Raw genomic sequence first — 18,997 nt, 5'->3', positions numbered from 1 at the left:
GTCAGCGGGCCTCGGCTTCGGGCTGAAACACGGTCACGGGCGGTTCTTCAGGCTGCGGATTCCATTCGCCGAGCGCCCGCATCAGCAGCGCGACAGGCGACGCCCGCGCGACCTCGACCTCCACCACCAGGGTCATGCCGTGGCGGAGCTGGATGCGCGGATCGTCCGGCGGTGCGAACTTGAGCTCGACGCGCACCGTACCGGGGATGGCCTCGGGCGTGGCGGTCTGGCCGGGCTCGGTCCCGACGGCCGTCACCCTGGCGGGGACCGTCCCGTAGATGGTGTTCGGGTAGCCGTCGAGCTTGAGGCGCGCCGTCTGGCCGGGTTGGATCAATCCGACGACCTCCTTCGGGAAACGGGCGCGCACCCGCACCTCGGCATTGCTCGCGACGATGGTGCCGACCCGCTGCCCATCGGCGATGAATGCTCCCGAGCCGAGCTCCGCCACGTCGACCAGGTGGCCCGTGGCCGGCGCCCGATACAGCTTCCGCTCAATCTGGTACTCAAGACGGTCGATGGCGCCCCGGAGCTCCCGGATCCGCCCCTCGGCGCCCAGCTCCTCGCGCTCGAGTCCGAGCAGCTGCGCGGCGAGGGCTTGACGGCGCACGTTCTGCTCGCGCTGCAGTCGGGTGAGCGCCAGGCCCTGCGCCGTCTGCGCGAAGCTGAGCGCGTCGACATCGGTCTTGCGCTCGAGCTTCTCCATCTCCGAGACCGCGCCCGTCGGGCTCTTGATGGCCAGCTCCGCGCGTTCCACCGCGAGCCGGTGCCTGGGCACGAGCTCCTGCGCCCTCCCCAGCACTTCCTTGACCGCGACCTCGTCCACCCGTGCCGTCAAAGCCGCCTCTTCGCGCTTGTTGGTGATCTGCTGGCGGATGATGGCGAGTTCCTTCTCGGTCGCGGCGAGCGTCGCCTTGCTCCTCTCGAGTTCGAGGCGCTCGGCCCGTGCGTCGAACTCGATGAGAGGGTCGCCTTCCTTGACCTGCTGGTCGAGTTTGAGCATCGAGAGCACGACCCTGCCCGCGCTGGGCGGCTCAATGCGATGGACGGCGTTGTGTGGCTCGATCCGAGCCTGTGAGCTGGCCTTGACGAGCGGGACCTTGGCGAACAGCGACCAGGCGATGAGCCCGCCGGCGCACAACACCATCAGAGCGACGAACACGAGGCGCGTGTCCGACTCGTAGCTCAGGGAACGAAGGGTCCGCTCGAAGGGATATGCCATGGTCCGCGAACCAAAGTCGCCTTAATGGTCGCGCCGTGTCAACACCTCGGCCACTGCTTTGTGATTCACGTTCCCCTTGGCTGAATATGTGCACATCGATGCGACGCGGGACTTCGCCCGCATCGCCGCAATGCGCCACACGTCTGAAGAAACTACTGTTCCTTGGTTCGATTTGACATCCAGTTTCGAGTACACGTAGCGTGTGACTAGAAAGGAGGCACGACATGAAGATCAAGCTCCACGTTCGCGGCGGCCCCAAGGCGCGCGCGTAGTCAGTCGTTTTGACGCCTGCTGTCGAAGCTGGGCGTCCCTCGTTTTCGATACCAGAGAAGGGGTTGATGGGGAGCTTCCATCAGCCCCTTCTCTCATTTCTGGCAACGTCTTGACCTTGCAGGTGCTCGTTCCCGCCCGGTTGCTCCAGAACCTCCCAGGTGCTTGAACCGAATATACCAGGGCGCGCCTGAGTGGCTGTTGTAGCAGTCTCGGGGCTTCCCAAAGTGGGGCGGCACCTCAATCCCAACTCCGCAAGTCGGGCAGGTTCGCCCGCCATTTTCTCCCTGCTCCGCCGTGTGCCGCGGCAGCATTGATGAGCAAATCGGCCTGCTTGAGCTGACTTGGCACCATCATCCTCCGACCTGCTGAGTCAGCCACCCTCGGCACGGAGATTTTGAAGGGTTCAGGCAGCAGCGGTCACTGCTGCCTGGGCCTGGGGGTCCGCTCGCCGAAGCCTGGTGCGGGCGCGGTCTGGAGTGAAACGCCAGCGGACGCGGGCGCCCTCCTTGTTGCGCGTTCGCGCCCACCGGGCCACCTCCCGTTTCCACAGCGCCTCCTTGACCGCGACCTCGTCCACCCCTGCCGTCAAAGCCGCCTCTTCGCGCTCGTTGGTGCTCTGCTGGCGGATGACGGCGAGCTCCTTCTCGGTCGCGGCGAGCGTCGCCTTGCTCCTCTCGAGCGCGAGGCGCTCGGCCTGTGCGTCGAACTCGATGAGAAGGTCGCCCTCCTTGACCTCCTGGTCGAGGTTGGGCAGCGAGAGCACGACCCTGCCGCGCTGGGCGGCTCGATGCGATGGACGGCGTTGTGTGGCTCGATCCGGGCCTGTGAGCTGACCTCGACGAGCGGGACCTTGGCGAACAGCGACCAGGCCATGAGCCCGCCGGCGCACACCGCCATCAGAGCAACGAACACGAGGCGAGTGTCCGACTCGTAGTTCAGGGAACGAAGGGTCCGCTCGAAGGGACATGCCGTGGTCCGCGAACCAAAGTCGCCTTGATGGTCGCGCCCTGTCAACACCTCGGCCACTGCCTTGTGATTCACGCTCCCATTGGCTGAATACGTGCACCTCGATGCGACACGGAACTTCACCCGCATCGCCGCAATGCGCCACACTTCTGAAGGAACTATTGTTCCTTGGTTCGATTTGACATCCAGTTTCGAGTACACGTAGCGTTCAACTTGAAAGGAGGCACGACATGAAGATCAAGCTCCACGTCCGCGGCGGCCCGAAGGCGCGCTAGTAGTCAGTCGTTTGACGCCAGCTGTCGTATCTGGGCGTCCCTCGTTTCCGATTACCAGAGGGGGGTTGATGGGGATCTTCCATCAGCCCCTCCTCTCATTTCTGGCAACGTCTTGACCTTGCAGGTGCTCGTTCCCGCCAGGTTGCTCCAGAACGTCTCAGGTGCTTGAGCCGAATATTCCAGGGCGCTTCTGGGTGGCTGTTGTAGCAGTCTCGGGGCTTCCCAAAGCGGGGTGGCACCTCAATCCCAACTCCGCAAGTCGGGCAGGTCCGCCCGCCATTTTGTCCCTGCTCCGCCGTGTGCCGCGGCAGCATTGATGAGCAAATCGGCCTGCTTGAGCTGACTTGGCACCATCATCCGCTGACCTGCTGAGTCAGCCACCCTCGGCGAGTACCTCGGCACAGAGATTTTGAAGGGTTCAGGCAGCAGCGGACGCGGGCACCCTCCTTGTTGTTGCGCGTCCGCTCCCACCGGGCACATCCCGTTTCAAGGTGGCCTTGGTGCCAATTCGCCTGTCCAGGCCTTGGCGGGTGAGCACGCTGATTTCAATCTCCACCGTGTTCAGCGTCGTAACGGCGGGGCTTGACAGGCATGGCCTGCAGGGCGTGCGGGCTTCTCCCATCAACTGGCAGGGAGTCTCATCGAAACAGACCACCAGCCTCTTGGCGGCTGGTGGTTCGAGGGGGGGGTCCGCGAAGTCATCAGATGATCGCCATTCCGCGCGAGGGCTTGCAGGCCCCCCTGGCTCCAGCTTCTCGTTGTGACGCCGGCCAGCGCCCAACCCTCGGAGCTGGCCGGAGTTGCCCTCCGTGATTGACGTCATCCCCCGGCTGAGCCCGTCACACCACGGACTGGCGCCAGGCGCGCGACAGATGCCCCTGGCCGTCCTGGGCGAAGCGCCGCACCAACTCGTCCCGACCGCGCTTCCCGTGTTCGAGCAAGTACGCCAGCTCCACGGGCATCAACACCTTGACGGTGACCAGCCGCACCTCGCCCGCCGACAGGGTGAAGCGGACAGGCAGCGTGCTCGATTCCATCCCCAGCAACACCCCCACCCGGCCCTCCTTCGTCAGCAGAGAATCAGGCATCCCCTGGCCTGAGACTTCCATGGAAAGGAAGCCTGCCTTCACCTTCTCACGCACGCTTTCGTGTGCCGCGAGTTCGTCCCCCACCCGCTCCAACACCTGCAGGTGCCAGCTCTTCTCGACATGATCGAGGGGCTCGTTTGTCTCCAGGGCCAATTCCACACCGAAGCCCACCGACGGCTCCGCGCGGTCCACGAAGGAGTCCGAGAGGCCATCCGTCACCAGCAGGGTCCGTTCATTCCCGCGGTGGATGACACGCCACGCCTGACGCCGGGCCGGCCAGCAACCACCGACGACGATGGGAATGATGACCTCTTCGTCCAGCCTCCCCAGACTTCGCCAGAAGGCGCTCCGGGCAGCGTCTGTCTGCTCCGCCAGCGTCATGAGCCTCCGGTTGCGTTCGCGTTCCTCCGGTCTGAGGTCGCTCGGACCGGTGACCTCCTCGAATTTCCCCCCCGTGACGCCCGCTCCTACCAGAGCCTCCTTGATGTCCTCGGACACGATGAGTGTCCCAGTCCAGCCCCAGGTCCGGAACACCTTCGCATCACCTACCTTCGTCGGGTCGATTCGCATGCCCGACACACTGCGATACTGCCCGACCTTCTCCGGGCGCCCATCCTCCGACTTCCAGTACCTCACCTCGCGGGAGGTATTGTCATCAATGCACCGGATCAGTCGAGTAGCCACGAGGATACAGTACGGCCCAGGCAGCCCGTCGATGTCGACCGAGATAACCTGCACATCGTCAGGCGCCAGCTCCGCGAAGATGGTTGCGACTCTCTGATGAACGACGGGAGCGCCACCAACGTCCGTCAGCGTGAAGTCGAGAGGGCTCCCATTGTGGTAGATGGGAATCCGGAACCGCTCTCCAATCGCAACGGGGCAGCCCTCTGTGAACTGCCACGGGTCGTCCACCTCTCGCCCCTGTGAGTCCGTGGGGTCTCCCAGCAACCAGCGCCCCTGGATCTCCATGTCATCAGCTAGCTCAAAGAATCGCTTCGCCATGAGTTTTTCCTCACCTCACTCAGTCCGCGTCACCAGCTTGTTGAGATCGGTGCCCGGCGTGGATATCTGTACCGACAAATCCCTCAGTTCCGCCGTCAGACTTTCACGACACTGCTGAATGCTCCTGCAGCGCCTCATCGCGTCCTGCAGTCGGCGGAACACCTCTCGATGATATTCAACGGGGTGAGGCCCTTTGTGGCCCGACACGCGAACCCTATTGACGGCGTCGCCGAGTGACATTCCGGCCCGGTCGAAGAGCCTCTGGAATCTAGGGGACCACGGGCCACCGTTGCTGATGGAGTCCCACCACTTGTTCGTGGCGATGTGGTGTTCGTGCGCAGCGGTCGCCACCGGCTCTGCCGCCACGGCTTGCGTACCACGTGCTGTCTCCGCGACAGCCTCCGGGTCCAAGGCGATGGTGATGACTCCTCCCGGAGCCACCGCCACGGAGGTGACCTGCCCTGCCGCCGCCAGCCTGAAGCCGCCCTGCTCGACTCCAACCAGTGCCGCCTGTGCGGAACCAGGGAGCGTGGGGATCCGTGCAGCCAGCGTCTGAGCCGTACTGCCCAGCGCCGCCATGGCCAGCATGACGAACGCCCGCGCGGCGTTCTTTCCCATCACCTCCCCGTACTTCTCTCCGGCATCCTCGATCTCATCGAAGGTAGTCGCGACCTCCACCTCCGTCGCCAACACCCTCCAGCCTTGGACAAGGCTCCACACCGTGTCCCAACCCAGGTAAGCAATGAGCGCCACAGTCAGCGTCGCGGCGATTCCCTTCGAAAGAACCGGGTCAGGCGCCAGCCACAACGCGAAGTAGACGGCTCCCGTCGTGGCGAGCATCGTCACCATTGCATCCTTGTCCGTCAGGTCCTCCAGTGCCTCCGCCGTTTCATCCCAGACCGAGTCCAGGGCCAGACGAAAGGCCAGCGTGCGCTTGCCGTCCTCGTTCAGCGTGACGTCCTCAGCCAGCAGATGCAGACAGTCCTGAGGCTTTTTCTGGCGCTGGCACCAGCGTCCGTAGGCACTCGCCAACTCCGTTTGCGCACCCTGCTCCTCCTTCACAAGAAGACGACCCCGCTGCGGATCTTCGACGGAGACCAATCCCAATCGCCCGCGCACATGAGACGAAGTGCGAGCGGGTCCCAGGTTGAACAGCCTCAGCGTTGCTTCTTTTGGTCGAGAGGTGCGTGGCGAGGTGCGCGCCAGCTTCTGGACTGCCTCCTGAAACTCGTCGACCTCCAGTCTGACTGGCTCGTCGTCCGTACGTGGCGTGTAAACAAGGGCGAGCCCCTCGCCCGTTTCCAGGCGCACGACGCGCGTGGTCGCGCAGCCTGTTCCCAGAAACACCAGCAGCACCACCATGCCCCAGTGCAGCGTCATGCGCCTCCCCTCGTCATTGCTTCCCATCTTGAGGGACGAAATCCATGGAGTACCAGCGCGGATTGACCGCTCCCAGGGAGAGTGATGCAGAGATGCTCCACGCCACAGCCCGCGGCAAAGCGACCTGGTGGGAGTCTTTCGCTGACATCCAGCCTTCAGCACCGGTGCCGCTGGCTGGCGACGTCATTGTCCGAAGCAACGGCGCCTGGAGGGCGGCCCCTGCCGCGCGGGCCCCTCTCCGGATTTATCTCCGGGAAGGCAAGGACCCAGCACCACGAGTACGGCCGGGCTGCTCAGGCCCCAGGCGCGGCAAGTTCCTCTGTTCCTCATGCCACCCGGATGGAAAGGACGCCCGGTCCGCCACTTCCGGAAGGGCCCTGTGCCCGCCCCGCGCTCTGAAGCCCGACGGAGGCAACATCCTGGTCGCCTGGTCGCTTCGAAGTTCTTGCGGTGACGCGACGCTCCCGATATACGGGCCCTCACTTCACGGCCAGGTAGCTCACCTGGTTAGAGCGGCGGTCTCATAATCCGCAGGTAGTCGGTTCAAGTCCGACCCTGGCCACTGCCCCGGAGTCACTTTCTGAGTGATTCCGGGGCTTTTCTTTTTTCGTGGCACTGGGACTCCCCCAAGGGGCCAGCCCCACGCCGGAGCGGCTCAGGCGTCGTAACCCGTGGACCCCCGCCGCACGACGACCGTGCTCGTCGCCGGGTAGGTTGAACGCGTGGCAGTTGTGGCAGGGGACCTCCTGCGTCGCGAGCCACGCCTGGACCTCGCCACCCCCGGCGTAGGCATCAATCGCCGCCAGCAGTGCCGCCCCGTCACCGGAGTCGTTCGACGACAGCAGGAGGCTCTGCGCAAGCCCCGCCCGGTTCGTCGCGACACCCTCCGTGAACGTCGGGGAGTCCTGGTACCGCATTCGAGCCACGGAAGTCGAAGAAGCGCGGATACATACCGTGTAGCTCGTGGGCGTCCCCGTGAAGGTCTCCACGGAGATGAACAGCGACAGGCCCCATACAACCAGACACGCAACCAACAGCAACAGGTTGCAAAGCCTCATCAGTCCGCTCCAGGCGGTTGACTCAGGGAATAAACAAGAACGTGACCATCCGGCCACGAGACATGCCAATCCCGTCACACCCGCGCGAGCACCGAGTCGCTGTCGGATTGATACACCCTCGGAAAGCAGCGCCGGCCCGAACCCAGGGCCGACGCCTCACGACCTTCAGCTCAGGAGTCGTAACCCGTGTAGCCCTGCAGCACGACGACCTTGCGACTGGCCGGGTAGTACAGCACCGCGTACTGGTAGAACTCATGGCAGTTGTGGCAGGGCACTTCCTGGGTGGCAATCCATGCCTGGATTTCCCCACCGCCCGCGTAGGCATCAATGGCCGCCAGCACCGCGAGGCCATTGCCGTAGTAGTTCGAGCTCAGGAAGATGCTCTGGGACAGGCCCGCGCGGTTGGTGAAGATGCCGTCCTCGGGGAACGGCAGGCCCTGGTTCAGGTCCGCCACCTTGGCCACCACCGCCTGGATGGTCACCGGAGTCGCGGGGCACTGCGGGGTGATGTAGGCATTGATGGTGTCCAGGTAATGCCAGGCACCGCTGTTGGAGCCGGCATTCCAAGCCACCCGCGCCGGCTCCAGCGACGACGCGTTGATGGCCGTCAACGACAGCGGCACCGCGGGACATACCTTCGCCAGCGACGCGGCGGACTCGTCCGCCTGCACCAGCGACACGGGCTCCCGAACTCCCTCGGCGCCAGCGGAGAACGAAAAGACAGCGGCAGCGGCGACGCACACACGACGAATGTTCATCAGTTCGCTCCAGGTGAGAAGTCCGCGAATTACCACACCAATTTGAGAAAACGGATAACAAAGGTGTCACTTCCACCCCGTGTGGTCCGGGCCGTTTTGTTGACGAGTCCCCGGAGCGCCCTCCTAATGCCAGGACAGGTCGGTAGCGGCCTGTAGCAGCCACGCCAGGAGGAACCCCCGATGCAAGATGGAAACGCCAGCCCCCTGAGCCCCGAGCTTCCCGTGTCCCCGGCCGCCGCCGAGGTCTCCGTGGACGCACGTGGGCCCGAGGCCGACATCGTCTCCACCCACGTCCTGGTGCCGGAGGAGCAGGTCCAGAAGCTGCGCGAGCTGGCGCGGCGGACCCGCATCCACCAGAGCGAGTACCTCCGCGAGGCGGTGGAGGACCTGCTCGGCAAGTACGGCCGAGGCCCCGCGAAGGAAGAAGGCCAGTCGTGACGCGTCGGGCCTTCATGCAGCACGGAGTGCCTCCCCGCACGCGCGAGCACCTGTCGCCCGCGCGGCTCCATGACGCGGAGACGGCGCGTGGCCCGCGCGCTCGTACGGCTTCCGAGCGCCCCACCTCCATCCGCGACGCCATCATTCGCTGGTTGGACCAGGAGTTGTAGGACCGACACACCCGGCCCCTGTCTGGAGGCTGGCGACACGCGCGGGCTAGGCTGGCGGCATCCTTTCGCAGGAGCCCCGCACCCCATGCGCTCTCTCATCCTGACCGCCACCCTCGCCGTCGCCGCCTCCGGCTGTTCCACCACCGGTGGCTTCCAGAAGCTCTACCCCGGCATGACGGCGCGGGAAGTCGTAGATGCCATGGGCGAAGGTCCCACCCGGGCCCAGGAGTTCCCCGACAAGTCCACCGCCTGGTACTACGGCGAGGACCGCTGCGTGCTGATGCGCGACGACAAGCTCGTTTCCAAGGCGACGTCGAAGGAGCGCGTCGCGGTGGACACCCCCGTCGTCTCCATCCGGGACACCGCCAAGGCCTGGTGCGCGCCGGACGGCTACGCCGACGAGGGCCGCAGCGAGCACCAGGTCGACACGCCCTTCGGCACCATCAAGCGGAACATCGACCCGTCGGCGCCCTGAAGAAGTCCAGGGCGCGCTCCCGCGAGGACCTCGCGGGGCTCACGTCGTGGGAGCCGCGGCTTCGCCTTCCTTCTCCAGCTTGCCCGCGATGTCCTTGAAGGACAGGTGGCCCAGCGACATGAGGAGGATGCCGAAGCCCACCGTCTGCGCCGTCTGCGCGAACCACATCACGTTCGCGTAGGCCAGCCCGCTGGCATTCACCACGGAGGCGGGAAGGAAGAGGCTCAGGCCCACCTTGCAGGCCGCCTGGAACGTCCCGACCATGCCCGGCGCCGCCGGAATCATCACTCCCACCACCAGCACGCACAGCACCACGTAGGCCTGGAAGAGCGACAGCTCCAAGGGCTGACACGCGGTGCCGGCCGCCACGCCCGAGCAGTCGAAGGCGTTCGCCAGCAGCATCATCCCGAAGCCGTTCAGGCCCCAGTAGCCCAACGTGAAGAGGAAGAAGTAGACCACCTGCTTCGCGTCCGGCAGCTGCCGCATGGCGCCCACGAAGGTGTCGACGATGTCCGCCACCTTGTCGGCCAGGCCCGGAGCGAGGCGGCCCACCGTCGCGCGCACCAGGCGCACGGTGCGCTCCTGCTGCCACAGCCCGACGAGGAGGAAGAGCAGCCCCCCGCCGAACACGGCGAACATCAGCCACGAGCCCAGCTTGACGTAGCGGACCTCGGGCGTCTCGTTCGGGACGAAGAAGAGCAGCACGCGCATCGACGAGGCGACGAAGAGGCCGTCGACGATTCGCTCCAGCACCACGGACGTCATCGCCGCGCTGCGGCGGATGGAGCTGCGCTGGGCGATGAGGAAGGGCCGGGCGAACTCCCCCAGACGGAACGGCAGCACCAGCAGCATCATGAAGCCGATGCCGGACGCCTCGTTCAGCTTGCGGAAGGGGATGCGCTCCATGCCCGACAGCAGGCTCCCCCATCGCAGCGTGCGGAACACGTGGATGGCGAGGAGGCAACCGAAGTACGGCACCAACCAGACGTAGTTGGCCGACTTCAGGCTGGCGAGTTGGGTGCCCCAATCGGTGTCCCGAAAGGCCCACCACAGGAAGAGGACGGTGACCAGCAGACTGGCTGTGAGCTTGACGGCGCGTTTCACGGCGGCCGGGTATACCGTCAGTCCTGGCCGGACTCCAGCGACTCTCCCACCAGAAGGCGAGACGGGTTGCCCCGGAGGAGGCGGCCGAATGCCTCCTCCCCTGCCCTGCCCTTGAGCTCCTCCAGTGCCCGACCGAGCCAATCCCGGGCCCCGACAGGGCCGTGGAGGTCCGTGGCGGCCACGGAATAGAGGCCGTCGTCCAGGAAGGCCCGGGCCAGCTTCTTCGCCATCGCGCCATAGCGGCCGATGAGCGCGCCCACGTCGAGTTGGAGGTGGGCGCCCGAACGAACGGCGTCGGCCGCGCGCCCCTTGCGCTCGAACTCCAGGCACCGCTCGGGATGGGCGATGAGCGGCACCACGCCCTTGGTGCGGATGCGGAAGAGGATGTCCAGGAGCGCCGGGACGGGCGCGGTGTAGGGCAGCTCCACCAGCGTCACACGGCCCGTCCCCAGCATGCGCGCCGAGGGCGTTCCCAGGCCGCGCAGGAAGGCGTCATCCAGGATGTTCTCCGCGTTGCGGCCGAGCGACAGCGGGATTCGCTCCCGCTCCAGGGCGGCCTTCAGCTCGGCGAGCCGGGCCTCCACGACGTCGACGGGCGCGTACTCGGGGCGCGCGTGAGGGCTGGGCGCCACGGTGGAGAAGCCCAGGTCGACCAGGACGCGCGCCATCTCCAGCGCATCCTCCAGCGTGCGCGCGCCATCATCCACGGCCGGCAGCAGGTGACAGTGCAGGTCGACGAAGCCGCTCACGCATCCTCGCCCTGGCGGTCGGGGTGGCAGCCGGATGGCAGCTCATCCTCCGACTGCTCGGCCTGGCGATCGGGCATGCGGTACTCCTCCCCCAACCACCGGCCCAGGTCCACGGCGCGGCAACGCCGGGAACAGAACGGAAAGGCCGGGTTCTCCGACCGCGGAGGGGAGGGCTTCTTACAGATGGGACAGAGGGCAGTGCTCATGATGGACCTGTCCTTAGATAAGCCTTGACGCTCTCGCGAGCCAGGACGTTTCGTGCCCGCTCGTTCGAGAGGGAGGTCCGCGCCATGAAGGTCATGCGAATCACCGAACCCGGTGGCCCCGAAGTGCTCGCGGAGGAGGAGCGCCCCGAGCCCACGCCCGGCCCCGGCGAGCTGCGGGTGCGCGTCCGGGCCACCGCCTTGAACCGCGCGGACCTGATCCAGATTCGCGGGCACTACCCCGCCCCGCCCGACGTGCCCCCTGACGTGCCGGGCCTCGAGTACGCGGGCGAGGTGGAGGCCGTGGGTCCTCGCACGCGCCGCTTCAAGGTGGGCGACCGGGTGATGGGACTGGTGGGTGGTGGCGCCTGGGCGCAGCAGTTGCTCACGCACGAGCGCGAGGCCCTGCCGATGCCAGAGGGTATGGACTTCACGGACGCGGCGGCGCTGCCCGAGGCGTACCTCACCGCGTACGACGCGCTGGTGCTCCAGGGAGGCTTGAAGCCCGGCGAGACGGTGGTCGTACACGCGGTGGCCAGCGGCGTGGGCTCCGCGGCGGCGCTGCTGTGCCAGGCCATGGGTGCGCGCGTGGTGGGCACGGGACGCAACGCGGCCAAGCTGGCGCGAGCCTCCGAGTGGGGCGTGGCGCGCACGGTGCTGTGCGAGTCCTCGCCCCCCAGCTTCGCGGACGCCGTGCGCGAGGAGACCGGAGGCCGGGGCGCGGACCTGTGCCTGGACCTGGTGGGAGGAGACTACGTCCCGGAGTCGCTCCAGGCCCTGGCCCCTCGGGGGCGGATGATGCTGGTGGGACTGGTGGCCGGGATGCACACGGACCTGAACCTGGGGCTGCTCTTGACCAAACGTCTCACCATGACGGGCACGGTGCTGCGCAGCCGTCCCGTGGAGGAGAAGATGGCCCTGACGCAGAGCGCGGAGCGCCACCTGCTTCCCTTGTTCCGCTCCGGCGCGTTGCGCGCCGTGGTGGACGCGGTGCTGCCCAAGGCGGAGCTGCGTCAGGGCTTGGAGCGCATGGCGCGCAACGACTCGGTGGGAAAACTGGTCGTGCGCTGGGAGTGACGGGCCAGCGCGGGACGGCCGAGTTGTCCTGGCCGCCCCGCTCCTGGAATGTCGTGGCGCTCAGCTCAGGGAGGCCCGAGGCGGCCCACGCGGATTCGCCCGTCCGCCGTGGCATAGAAACGCCCGCCACCGACTGAGTCCCACAGGGTCCCGCCGCTGTAGGGATTGTTGTTGTCGACGGCGATGGTGAGCGGCTGGGTCCCCGTGCCAAAGGCAACCGTATAGGTGCTCAGGGCCGGCATGGACACCCCCGCGAAGGTGGCCCGGTACCAGGTGTAGGTCGCGCCGAAGGGGCTGCACTGGACTCCCGTGTTGAAGACAGACGTAGCGACTCCCGCCACGGCGCCGGCGAAGCCATTGCCCACGCGAATGTGCGCGGCCGTCGGCGCCGCCCCCGCGGCGAAACAGCCCTCCGCGAAGTTCGTCTGCACGTCGATGGGGAAGTAGAACGATTGGGCCACCTGGGCCGTCACCGACACGTTGTGGGTGTGCGTCGCGGGCACGGAGCGGTCCACGTTGGCGTTCGTATGCCAGCCATAGAGGAGGGCGGCGCCCGCGGCGTCCGGATAGGTGATGTTGAGCGTGGAGGTCGTCACGCCGTTGCACCAGGGATAGTGCATCGTCGAATTGACGTCATAGGCCGTGAGCGCGCGCCAGTTGTTGTCCTCGAAGCAGGGAATGGGGTTGCGCGTGTGCTCATGCCGGAAGCCCAGGATGTGCCCCAACTCGTGGATGAGCACCGTGGCCGTCGTCACGTTGGGCGAGGTGGGCGGCGCGGGGTCCAGTCCGGCGATGTTGATGACCAGCGTGCGCGCCACACAGCCACCTCCCGAGGGGAAGAAGGCACACGCGCCGCTGCCCGTCCAGGGCTGCACGGAGAACGTCACCGCGGGGTTGGTATTGGTGCAGTTCGCATCCTGGCTCGCGTCATAGATGAACTGGACGTCCGCGACGAACCGCCAGGTCGCCGCCGCGTTCGCCATCTCATTGACCATGCGCGCCTTGTTCAAGCCAAACGCATTGCTCACGCAGTAGCGCAGGTTGAAGCGTGAAGCCCAGGGCCAGATGTCGTCCAACCCGCCCACCGTGTTGACGATGAGCGGTGACGTCCGAGTCCCCAGCGGCTCCGGGGCTCCTCGTTCCCCCAAGGCCTCCGCCTTCACGTACCGGTCATAACGCTCACGGAGCGCCTCCAGCGACACACCCAGGTCCCACTCGACGATGTAGTGCTCCTTGCCATCCACCACCTGCCGGGCGCTGCGCTGGTACTCCTCCCATGACACCACGCCTCGCGCGGACTCCCCCGCCGGCGGTGAGGCCGACGGTCCTCCGGCGTCCCCCGTCGCCGACCCACACGACCACAGCAACGGAATGACCAACAGCCCCCACCCCATGAACCTCGGCGCTGCACCTCGGACTGGCGTCATGATTGCTCCTCTTTGGAATTGCGTGTCTGGGTACGGCCATATGCAGACTCGCACCTGACAACCACTCGCGGTCAATCGTGGAACGCCTCTATTCCCTCACGTCTTGGATTGTCAGTTCCGTTGGCGTGGCCTTTTGGCGTGACCGATGGAATCCCGTGACACATCAACGCGCTGCATCAGTAACGGAGGCGTCACGCCCCCCGCCCACGAGACTCCACGCACGGTGCTTGACGGCGTCACGCGCGGCGACTTATCTGAAGACTGAATCAACCCTCAACTCACGGATTCGCCGCACACGTGCGGCCCGGGAAGGCAACGCGCGACATGGGACACCTTCGGCATGGCATGGTCATCGGCTTGGCGCTGCTCGCGGGATGTGGAGGCCTGGAGAGCACGGAGGCAGGAGTGCAGCGCCCCGAGGACACCGGCACCGTCGAGGCCGCCGTCTACGAGTCACCTGACAGTCTGGCGGGGCTGGTGGGCACCTACTCCCGCACGTGGCCCCTCGCGGCGCCGGAGGAACTGCTCACGATGACGCTGACCGGCACTGAGTACGCCGACCGCGTGGAGGGCAGCTACGTGCGCACGGTGAGCCGCACCTGCCCCGTGCTGGGCTGCAACACGGAGACCGCCAGCTTCTACGCGCTCCCCAACAACCCCGCCATCGGCTCGTTCATCGCCTTCAGGGACCTGGCTGGGGAGACGCGTGACGTCTATTCCATCAGCCAGATCCAGCGCAGCCTCTTCACGGGGAAGATCACCGGCATCGTCCTCCAGAAGGGCGTCAATGGCTCACAGCCCTTCACGATGACGCGCGTGGGTTTCTGACCCGCCTGGGGCGCCCGGACCTCGGACCCGGGCGCTCCTTCAATCCCAGCCGTACCAATACTTCTTCACGGGGTTGTACGAGTACTTCCAGAAGACGATGGTGTAGCAGGTGATGCCGTAGTCGTCTGGCCCCTTGCGGTAATAGCCGCCATCCGAGAGTCCCTGCCTCACCGCGGGTTCGCTCTCCAGCTCGCACGACGGCGCCTTCGACAGGTGCGCTGGAATCAGCTCCGCCACCGCCTCGGGGTACTGCCCCTTCTCGGCGTGATAGGCGTCCAGCGCCGCGATGAGCGGGGCGAACTCCTCCTCGACTCGATCAAATCGCCACGACATCCCGCGCACCATGCCCGCGCCCGCGAGCGCGATGCCTCCCAACAGGTAGGCCAGGGTGACGAAGTTCACCGACCTCCGTGCGGGCAGCACCGCGAGGACCAGCGTCACAAGCAGCAGCAGCCCTCCCCCCAGCGCCAGCAACGGCACGAAGAGGGCCGCGTTGAACGAGAGGTGCCCCAGCGCCGTCATCATCGCCGCGCCCACCAACACCAGGACGGGCACGAGCCAACGTGTCATTCCCTCACCGTAGCAGGCGGGCATGACAAGGTGTCGCGCAGTCGATACCCCACCCCACCTCCCGTCCCGAGGCCTGTTTCCGCCCAGGGCGCACGCGCACGCTCAAGCGCCGCTCACACGACACAGCCCTGCCCTCGCGTTCACATAGGCAAGCAGGCAAGTGTGCTCAAGATTGGCAACGAGAGCTTTCTCCGGAAAGTCCGTCCTCCCCTTCTAGAGCTCTCGTCAACGGCTGGCATCAGTCTCCCCGCGAACAGGGACCCGGTTGCGGTCTCGTCCCTGTCGGACCAGCCCTCATCGAGATTCGCTGAAGCACGGCCCGCACCCTTCGCGGGGGCGATGGGCCGCTCGCGCTTTCCCGAGGCCCCCCTGCCTCACCGAGTACCCCTATGAAGCCAGAACCCTCTTCATCCGCCCGCAGTGCGCCCCATCCCCATGCCCCACTGCCCGGAAGCCTGGGAGCCTTTGGCCCGGGCACTCGCATCCAGCACTACGAGCTGATTCGACAGCTCGGCAGCGGAGGCATGGGGACCGTCTTCCTGGCGCGCGACACCCGGCTCGGCCGCCGCGTCGCCATCAAGCTGCTGCACACGCAGGACGCGCAGTTCGCCCGCCGCTTCATCCTCGAGGCCCGCACCACCGCCCGGTGCAGCCACGAGAACATCGTCATCATCTACGAAGTCGGTGAAGCCAACGGCAGCCCGTACATGGTGCTGGAGTACCTGCAGGGCCAGCCGCTCGACAAGCTCCTCAAGAGCAGCCCGCGCCTGCCGCCCTCGCGCGCCGTGGAGCTGATGTCGCCCGTCCTCCGCGCCCTCTCCTGCGCGCACACGCACAAGATCGTCCACCGGGACCTCAAGCCGGAGAACATCATCGTGACGGACTCCGGCACCATCAAGGTGCTGGACTTCGGCATCGCGAAGGTGCTCCAGGGCGATGAGCACCGCGGCGAGACGGACCCGCGCGCGCTCCTGGAGGGACTGCGACTGCTACCTGTTCCGGGGACCCGGAATGAGTCGCTTCACCTGACGCGCCAGGGCGCGCTGCTCGGAACGCTGGCGTACATGTCCCCCGAGCAGTGGGGCAACGGCATCCCCGTCGACCACCGCACCGACATCTGGGCTGTCGGCATCATGCTGTTCCGGATGCTGGCGGGCCGCCATCCGCTGGAGCCCCTGCGGGGTCCCCAGTTGATGGTCACCGCGCTGCTCAACGAGCCCATGCCGACCCTCCGGGCCGTGGTTCCGGATGTCCCCGTGGAGCTCGCCTCCGTCGTCGACCGGTGCCTGCTCAAGCACAAGGAGCAGCGCTTCCCGGATGCACTCGCGGTGCTGCGGGCCCTGGAGCCATTCCTCCCCGGTCGGTTCGTCCACGAGGCGGGGCTCGACGAGAGTCCCTATGCGGGCCTCGGCTCGTTCCAGGAGGCGGACTCGGCGCGGTTCTTCGGCCGCGCACGGGAGACCGCCGCGCTCGTCAACCGGCTCCAGGACCAGCCCCTGCTCGCGGTCGTCGGCCCATCGGGTGCGGGCAAGTCGTCCTTCGTTCGCGCGGGACTGGTGCCGGTGCTCAAGCGGACCGGCATCCCCTGGGAGTCGCTCATCATCCGCCCGGGGAGAGATCCGCTCGGGGCGCTGGCCAGCATGGTGGCTCCGCTCGTCACGTCGTCGCCCACGCTGGAGGAAGACCTCCGGAAGCAGCAGCAGATCACCGCGCACCTGCGACTGGAGCCGGGCTACGTGGGCGCCGTCCTGCGAGCCCGCGCCCGCCGCGAGCGCCGGCGCATCGTGTTGTTCATCGACCAGTTCGAGGAGCTCTACACGCTGGTGCCCGATGCGCGGGAGCGTCGCGCCTTCACGGCCTGCCTGTCTGGAATCGCCGACGACGCCACCTCCCCCATCCGCGTCGTCCTCTCGTTGCGCTCCGACTTCCTGGACCGGGTATCGGAGGACGAGCGCTTCATGGCGGAGCTGTCTCCAGGGTTGTTCTTCCTGGCGGCGCCCCAGAAGGACGGCCTGCGTGACGCACTCGTGCAGCCCGCGGAGATGGCGGGCTATCGCTTCGAGTCCCCCGAGATGGTGACCGAGATGCTCCAGCACCTGGAGACGACACCCGGCGCCCTGCCCTTGCTCCAGTTCGCGGCCACCCGGCTGTGGGAGGCGAGAGACCCCTCGCGCCGGATGTTGACGGAGAGCGCCTTTCAGCAGCTCGGCGGAATCGCGGGGGCGCTGGCCACGCATGCGGACAGCGTGCTCGCGGGCATGTCATCGCAGGAGCGGGCCCTGGCCCGGGCAATCTTCCTGCGGCTCGTCACGTCCGAGCGCACGCGCGCGATTGTCTCGTTGGAGGAGCTGCGAGAGCTGACCCGGGACGCGGAGGAGCTTCAGCGGCTCATCGACAGCCTGGTCCAGGCGCGACTGCTCGTCATCCAGACGGGAAACAAGGCCACGGGCGCGTCGGTGGAGCTGGTCCACGAGTCACTCATCTCCGGCTGGCCCACGCTGCGCAGGTGGCTCGAGGAGGGCCAGGAGGACTCGGCGTTCCTGGAGCAACTGCGAAACGCGGCCCGACAATGGCAGGCCAAGGCTCGGGACAGCGGACTGCTCTGGCGCGGCGAGATGGCGGACGAGGCTCGGCGATTCCAGCGGCGATATCGGGGAGAGCTGCCGCTGTTGCAGCGGGCGTTCCTGGACGCGGTGTTGGCGCAGGCGACTCGGATGGCTCGCCTCAAGCGGGGGTTCGTCGTTGGCGCGGCGACGTTGGTGACGCTGTTGTTCGCGGCGGCGGCGGTGGCGCTGGTGTTCATCCGCGAGGCGAAACAGGAGGCGGAGCACCAGGCCGTCATCGCGTTGCGCGCGGAGGCCTCGGCTCGAAACGCGGAGTTCCTGGCGAAGCGTTCGGCGGCGGAGGCCGAGGAGCGACTGGCGGAGGTCCAGGCCAAGGAACTGGACCGCCAGGAAGCGGAGCTTCGCGCGCTCGAGGCCAACGCCCAGGTCGAATCGACCAACGAAGAGCTGTTGAAGAAGAACGCCGAGCTGGTCAAGGCCGTGCAGCGGGCGCGATGGGCTCAGTACCTCGCGAACCAGGCGCTGCGCGGGGCCGAGCAGAGCGCTCAGCAGGCGCGACTCGCGCGCGCGGAGGCGGAACGACTGCTCCAACGCGAGCAGGAACGGACGTTGCGCATCCAATCCACGCTCGGAAGTTCCTTCATCGAAACCCTGAGGTAAGGCACCCATGACAGCCATTCAGAGAGGCGGCTCGCGTGGACGCGGGCTGGCCGTGGTGTTGATGTGTCTATCCGCGAGCGCATCCATGGCGCAGCGTGTGGACAAGCCGCTGGACGTGGGCGGCGACCGCCCCTGGGCCCTGGGCGTGCCCCGGGATGAGCAGCAGGCCGCCCAGGCGCTCTTCTTCGAGGGAAATGAGCGCCTGCGAGAGTCGGTCTTCGTCGAGGCGAGTCGGAACTACCGCCGGGCCTTGCGGCATTGGAACCACCCGGCGATTCACTACAACCTGGCGCTGGCGTTGATGAACCTCGACCAGCCCATCGAGGTCCACAAGCACCTGAAGGCGGCGATGGGCCATGGACCCGAGCCGCTCGATGCCGGCAGGTACGAGCATGCCCGCTCCTACAACGCACTGCTCGAGAAGCAGCTTGCGTGGGTGGACGTGCGGTGTGACCAGGAGGGCGCCGTCGTGACGTTGAACGGGCAGGCGCTGTTCACGGCGCCTGGGAGATATCAGGCGCTCATCCGGCCCGGTATGCACAGCATCGTCGCCTTCAAGGATGGGTATCTGCCGACGGAGAAACGTCAGCCATTGCTGCCCGGCGAGAAGGCGGAGCTGCACCTGGAGCTGTTCACGGAGGACGAGGTCATCCGTTATCGGCGCCGATGGTCGGCGTGGATTCCGTGGACGGTGCTGGGCGTGGGGGTGGTGG

The 18,997-nt window shown here is 66.8% G+C and carries 16 protein-coding genes, 1 tRNA gene and 1 pseudogene; 8 read left to right on the top strand and 10 right to left on the bottom strand.

All coding sequences use genetic code 11. The annotated features are described in order from the left end of the window. Window position 1 precedes the first annotated feature (1 nt). The 4 genes from FJV41_RS27850 to FJV41_RS27835 all read right to left on the bottom strand — a co-directional run bounded on the left by FJV41_RS27850 (window position 2) and on the right by FJV41_RS27835 (window position 6,203). Window positions 2-1,219: an HlyD family secretion protein gene (locus FJV41_RS27850; protein WP_141645601.1), complete on the bottom strand. Its 1,218-nt coding sequence runs from the start codon at window positions 1,217-1,219 to the stop codon at window positions 2-4. A 676-nt stretch (window positions 1,220-1,895) separates the two neighbouring features. After that, window positions 1,896-2,255: an HlyD family secretion protein gene (locus FJV41_RS53915; protein WP_246137452.1), complete on the bottom strand. Its 360-nt coding sequence runs from the start codon at window positions 2,253-2,255 to the stop codon at window positions 1,896-1,898. 1,317 nt (window positions 2,256-3,572) lie between these two features. Beyond that, complete coding sequence (locus tag FJV41_RS27840; protein WP_181790985.1) at window positions 3,573-4,823, bottom strand: imm11 family protein; 1,251 nt, start codon at window positions 4,821-4,823, stop codon at window positions 3,573-3,575. Window positions 4,824-4,838: 15 nt separating this feature from the next. Next, window positions 4,839-6,203: an AHH domain-containing protein gene (locus tag FJV41_RS27835; RefSeq protein ID WP_246137451.1), complete on the bottom strand. Its 1,365-nt coding sequence runs from the start codon at window positions 6,201-6,203 to the stop codon at window positions 4,839-4,841. Between the two features lie 488 nt (window positions 6,204-6,691). Here FJV41_RS27835 and FJV41_RS27830 point away from each other — a divergent pair. Beyond that, a tRNA-Ile gene (locus FJV41_RS27830) sits at window positions 6,692-6,765 on the top strand. Between the two features lie 666 nt (window positions 6,766-7,431). Here the strand turns inward: FJV41_RS27830 and FJV41_RS27820 are convergent. Next, the gene (locus FJV41_RS27820; RefSeq protein ID WP_141645599.1) at window positions 7,432-8,019 is read right to left on the bottom strand and encodes a hypothetical protein; all 588 of its coding nucleotides are present in this window, start codon (window positions 8,017-8,019) and stop codon (window positions 7,432-7,434) included. Window positions 8,020-8,199: 180 nt separating this feature from the next. Between FJV41_RS27820 and FJV41_RS27815 the strand changes: the two genes are divergently transcribed. From FJV41_RS27815 to FJV41_RS27810, 3 genes are all read left to right on the top strand, one after another. Then, window positions 8,200-8,457 (top strand): ribbon-helix-helix domain-containing protein, encoded by a 258-nt coding sequence (locus FJV41_RS27815; RefSeq protein WP_141645598.1) that lies wholly within the window; start codon window positions 8,200-8,202, stop codon window positions 8,455-8,457. After that, window positions 8,454-8,627 carry a hypothetical protein gene (locus FJV41_RS52510; RefSeq protein WP_181790987.1) on the top strand — a complete coding sequence of 58 codons (174 nt, stop codon included), beginning with the start codon at window positions 8,454-8,456 and terminating at the stop codon, window positions 8,625-8,627. Before FJV41_RS27815 ends, FJV41_RS52510 begins: the two co-directional genes overlap by 4 nt. An 85-nt stretch (window positions 8,628-8,712) precedes the next feature. Beyond that, window positions 8,713-9,102: a hypothetical protein gene (locus tag FJV41_RS27810; protein WP_141645597.1), complete on the top strand. Its 390-nt coding sequence runs from the start codon at window positions 8,713-8,715 to the stop codon at window positions 9,100-9,102. A 39-nt stretch (window positions 9,103-9,141) separates the two neighbouring features. Here FJV41_RS27810 and FJV41_RS27805 read toward each other — a convergent pair whose 3' ends face one another. The 3 genes from FJV41_RS27805 to FJV41_RS27795 are packed head-to-tail and all read right to left on the bottom strand — an operon-like array spanning window position 9,142 to window position 11,161. Beyond that, window positions 9,142-10,206, bottom strand: coding sequence for a lysylphosphatidylglycerol synthase transmembrane domain-containing protein (locus FJV41_RS27805; protein ID WP_141645596.1), 1,065 nt, complete (start codon window positions 10,204-10,206; stop codon window positions 9,142-9,144). Between the two features lie 17 nt (window positions 10,207-10,223). Then, window positions 10,224-10,955 carry a tyrosine-protein phosphatase gene (locus tag FJV41_RS27800; RefSeq protein WP_141645595.1) on the bottom strand — a complete coding sequence of 244 codons (732 nt, stop codon included), beginning with the start codon at window positions 10,953-10,955 and terminating at the stop codon, window positions 10,224-10,226. Further along, window positions 10,952-11,161: a DNA gyrase inhibitor YacG gene (locus FJV41_RS27795; protein ID WP_141645594.1), complete on the bottom strand. Its 210-nt coding sequence runs from the start codon at window positions 11,159-11,161 to the stop codon at window positions 10,952-10,954. Before FJV41_RS27795 ends, FJV41_RS27800 begins: the two co-directional genes overlap by 4 nt. Window positions 11,162-11,245: 84 nt before the next feature. Here FJV41_RS27795 and FJV41_RS27790 point away from each other — a divergent pair, with 84 nt between their 5' ends. Next, the gene (locus FJV41_RS27790) at window positions 11,246-12,235 is read left to right on the top strand and encodes an NAD(P)H-quinone oxidoreductase (RefSeq protein ID WP_141645593.1); all 990 of its coding nucleotides are present in this window, start codon (window positions 11,246-11,248) and stop codon (window positions 12,233-12,235) included. A gap of 65 nt (window positions 12,236-12,300) precedes the next feature. Here the strand turns inward: FJV41_RS27790 and FJV41_RS27785 are convergent, their stop codons facing one another. Beyond that, complete coding sequence (locus FJV41_RS27785) at window positions 12,301-13,662, bottom strand: M57 family metalloprotease (RefSeq protein ID WP_246137450.1); 1,362 nt, start codon at window positions 13,660-13,662, stop codon at window positions 12,301-12,303. 324 nt (window positions 13,663-13,986) lie between these two features. On the opposite strand from FJV41_RS27785, the gene FJV41_RS27780 reads away from it, so the two are divergent. Beyond that, window positions 13,987-14,490, top strand: coding sequence for a hypothetical protein (locus FJV41_RS27780; RefSeq protein WP_174466827.1), 504 nt, complete (start codon window positions 13,987-13,989; stop codon window positions 14,488-14,490). Window positions 14,491-14,529: 39 nt separating this feature from the next. Here the strand turns inward: FJV41_RS27780 and FJV41_RS27775 are convergent, their stop codons facing one another. Further along, window positions 14,530-15,060, bottom strand: coding sequence for a hypothetical protein (locus FJV41_RS27775; RefSeq protein ID WP_141645591.1), 531 nt, complete (start codon window positions 15,058-15,060; stop codon window positions 14,530-14,532). 389 nt (window positions 15,061-15,449) lie between these two features. Here FJV41_RS27775 and FJV41_RS27770 point away from each other — a divergent pair, with 389 nt between their 5' ends. Continuing rightward, window positions 15,450-18,284 carry a serine/threonine-protein kinase gene (locus tag FJV41_RS27770; RefSeq protein WP_141645590.1) on the top strand — a complete coding sequence of 945 codons (2,835 nt, stop codon included), beginning with the start codon at window positions 15,450-15,452 and terminating at the stop codon, window positions 18,282-18,284. A gap of 85 nt (window positions 18,285-18,369) precedes the next feature. Then, window positions 18,370-18,997: pseudogene (locus FJV41_RS27765) on the top strand (hypothetical protein); the annotation flags it as partial.

The sequence above is a fragment of the Myxococcus llanfairpwllgwyngyllgogerychwyrndrobwllllantysiliogogogochensis genome, assembly GCF_006636215.1.
GTDB classification, from domain to species: Bacteria; Myxococcota; Myxococcia; order Myxococcales; family Myxococcaceae; genus Myxococcus; species Myxococcus llanfairpwllgwyngyllgogerychwyrndrobwllllantysiliogogogochensis.
The sequence above is the reverse complement of the archived record's forward strand: the minus strand, read 5'-3'. Positions and strand labels throughout refer to the sequence as shown.

What these genes read in the sequence shown, in the direction of transcription:
- FJV41_RS27820 (WP_141645599.1), bottom strand. Translation starts at nt 8,019, where the DNA reads ATGAACATTCGTCGTGTGTGCGTCGCCGCTGCCGCTGTCTTTTCGTTC.
- FJV41_RS27790 (WP_141645593.1), top strand. Translation starts at nt 11,246, where the DNA reads ATGAAGGTCATGCGAATCACCGAACCCGGTGGCCCCGAAGTGCTCGCG.
- FJV41_RS27775 (WP_141645591.1), bottom strand. Translation starts at nt 15,060, where the DNA reads ATGACACGTTGGCTCGTGCCCGTCCTGGTGTTGGTGGGCGCGGCGATG.
- FJV41_RS27835 (WP_246137451.1), bottom strand. Translation starts at nt 6,203, where the DNA reads ATGACGCTGCACTGGGGCATGGTGGTGCTGCTGGTGTTTCTGGGAACA.
- FJV41_RS27795 (WP_141645594.1), bottom strand. Translation starts at nt 11,161, where the DNA reads ATGAGCACTGCCCTCTGTCCCATCTGTAAGAAGCCCTCCCCTCCGCGG.
- FJV41_RS27810 (WP_141645597.1), top strand. Translation starts at nt 8,713, where the DNA reads ATGCGCTCTCTCATCCTGACCGCCACCCTCGCCGTCGCCGCCTCCGGC.
- FJV41_RS27770 (WP_141645590.1), top strand. Translation starts at nt 15,450, where the DNA reads ATGAAGCCAGAACCCTCTTCATCCGCCCGCAGTGCGCCCCATCCCCAT.
- FJV41_RS27785 (WP_246137450.1), bottom strand. Translation starts at nt 13,662, where the DNA reads ATGACGCCAGTCCGAGGTGCAGCGCCGAGGTTCATGGGGTGGGGGCTG.
- FJV41_RS27780 (WP_174466827.1), top strand. Translation starts at nt 13,987, where the DNA reads ATGGGACACCTTCGGCATGGCATGGTCATCGGCTTGGCGCTGCTCGCG.
- FJV41_RS27840 (WP_181790985.1), bottom strand. Translation starts at nt 4,823, where the DNA reads ATGGCGAAGCGATTCTTTGAGCTAGCTGATGACATGGAGATCCAGGGG.
- FJV41_RS27815 (WP_141645598.1), top strand. Translation starts at nt 8,200, where the DNA reads ATGCAAGATGGAAACGCCAGCCCCCTGAGCCCCGAGCTTCCCGTGTCC.
- FJV41_RS27850 (WP_141645601.1), bottom strand. Translation starts at nt 1,219, where the DNA reads ATGGCATATCCCTTCGAGCGGACCCTTCGTTCCCTGAGCTACGAGTCG.